This window comes from Amycolatopsis sp. SID8362, from assembly GCF_010550475.1.
Lineage (GTDB): Bacteria > Actinomycetota > Actinomycetes > Mycobacteriales > Pseudonocardiaceae > Amycolatopsis > Amycolatopsis eburnea.
On the sequence record NZ_JAAGNB010001086.1, the window covers coordinates 1 to 1242 of the forward strand.

1 protein-coding gene is annotated in these 1242 nt (G+C 74.8%); it reads left to right on the forward strand.

All coding sequences use genetic code 11. The annotated features are described in order from the left end of the window. Positions 1–256 precede the first annotated feature (256 nt). On the forward strand, positions 257–1242 hold a 986-nt coding region (locus tag G3I65_RS33950; protein WP_239071623.1), incomplete at its 3' end, for an AAA family ATPase.

Below are 1242 nucleotides of genomic sequence, written 5' to 3' on the forward strand. Positions count from 1 at the left end.
ACTCCACTCACTCGAACAGGTGAATCGCGGCGCGGTGACCGAGAGCCACCGCCGTCTCACTGTCGGGTGGGCTCACCTGCGCTAACAAGCGAGGCAGCGCCCCGTAGGCCTACGTAACTAATGTCTTTCGCGGTCCCCCTACGAAAGTTCCGTGCCCGTCCGCGCGGGTTCCGCGCGCCCGAACGGCGGTCCTAAGCTCCGGTCACCGGACAGGGTGGTTCGGTCCGCGATGCCGCTTTCCGGGAAGGGGCGGGGCATGACGAACGGGGTCCTGATCGGGCGGACGGCCGAACTCGCCGCGCTGGTCTCCGCCGCGCTGCGCCCGCCCGCGGTCCTCGTGCTCGAAGGGGAGGCGGGCACGGGCAAGACCCGGCTGGCCGCCGAACTCCTGGCCCGGCCCGAACTCGCCGGGACCCGCGTGCTGGCCGCCCGGTGCCGGCCGCAGCGCGAGCCGTTCCCGTGCGGTGTGGTCGTCGAAGCGTTGCGGGACGCCGGGAAGTACCTGCCCGCGGCCGCTTCGCCCGGACCGCTCACCGGCGTCCTGGGCCGGCACCTCCCGGAACTCGCGCCGCTGCTGCCGCCCGCGCCGGAACCGCTGGGGGACCGGCGGGCCGAAGCGCACCGGTTCTTCCGCGCGGTCCGCGAACTGCTGGACCTGCTGGGCCCGCTGGTGCTGGTGCTCGAAGACGTGCAGTGGGCCGACGACGGCACGCGGCGGCTGCTGCGGTTCCTCATGGGCGACCTGCCTGCCGGAACGGTCCTGCTGGTCAGCCACCGGCCCGAGGACGTGCCGGGCGGGCTCCCGCTGGGCCGCGCGCACCGGCCGTCCCCGGGCAGTTCGACCACCCTGGTCCGGCTCGGCCCGCTCGAACCGGACGGCGTGCGGCGGCTGGCCTCGGCCCTGCTCGGCGAACCCGGCGTGTCCGACGCCTTCGCGGCCCGGCTGCACGATCGGACGGCCGGGATCCCGTTCGTCGTCGAGGAAGTCGTGCACGCGCTGCCGGTCCCGGTCACCGAGGCTGCGCTGGACACGATCGAGGTGCCCACGCTGGTGCGCGAAGCGATCGTCGAACGGCTGGGGTCGTTGCCGCTCGTGGCGCGGCGGATCACCGAAGCCGCGGCGGTGCTCGCCGAGCCCGCGCCGGTCGAGCTGCTCACGGCGGTCGCGGGGCTGGGCGCGACCCGGGGCCGGCAGGCGCTCGTCCTGGCGCTGGAACGGGCGGTGCTGGTCGAGGCCGTCGA